The sequence below is a fragment of the Sulfurospirillum tamanense genome, from assembly GCF_016937535.1.
Lineage (GTDB): Bacteria > Campylobacterota > Campylobacteria > Campylobacterales > Campylobacteraceae > Sulfurospirillum_B > Sulfurospirillum_B tamanense.
Window position 1 is genome coordinate 1 of record NZ_JAFHKK010000063.1, and the last position, 947, is coordinate 947.

Annotated in this window: 1 pseudogene; it reads right to left on the reverse strand. The window is 43.8% G+C overall.

Annotation, left to right across the window (positions count from 1 at the left end):
• A pseudogene (locus JWV37_RS12615) lies at positions 1 to 884 on the reverse strand (IS3 family transposase); the annotation flags it as partial.
• Between the last annotated feature and the right edge of the window lie 63 nt (positions 885 to 947).

Genomic DNA, 947 nt, shown 5'->3' on the forward strand with positions numbered 1-947 from the left:
TACGCCCGTAAAACGCTGGCTTGTGAATTGACTGCCTTGATCGGTGTTAAAGATTTCAGGTGTTCCGTATTTTTCTATAGCTTCTTCCAGAGCCTCAATACAAAAGTCTGTATCCATGGTATTTGAAATTCTCCACGAGAGTACTTTTCTTGAATACCAGTCCATCACAGCAACAAGATACAAAAACCCTTTTTGCATGCGAATATAGGTGATATCCGTACACCACACCTGATTGGGTCTGGTAATTTCTAGGTCCCTTAAAAGGTAGGGATAAATCTTGTGTTCAGGATTAGGCAGGGTTGTTCTAGGTGCTTGATAGATGGGACTTAGTCCCATTTTACCCATGAGTCTGCGTACCCGTTTACGTCCTACGTTATATCCCTCTCTTCGAAGATAACGCGCCATCTGTCTTGTGCCATACCATGGGGTATCTAAAAACTGCACATCTATCAGTTTCATCAGTTTTAGATTCAGAGGATTCTCTCCTGTGGGCGTGTAGTAAACACTGCTACGACTAATGCTTAACAATGTACACTGGCTAGCAATACTGAGCAACTTATCGTCTGCGACGATCATCTCTTGTCTCCGCGCCTTGCTCACAGCTTGGAGACTCTCTCTAAAAAATCACGCTCCACCGTGAGTTGGCCAATCTTGGCATGGAGTTTTTCTATCTGTTTTTCATGCACAGTATCTTGAGTGGTGTGCTTTCCTGAAAAGATAGCGCTCATTCCCTCAAGGGCTTCTTTTTTCCATTTGGAGATTTGGTTGGCGTGCACACCAAATCTACTGGCTAGTTCCAAGAGAGTACTCTCTCCTTTAATGGCCTCAAGGGCTACCTTGGCTTTAAACTCAGGTGAATGGACTTTGCGTTTAGCTGCTCCCATTTCTATGCTCCTTACATGGTAAATGTTATCTTAGCATGTTGTTTGGAAATGGGGTCCACCACT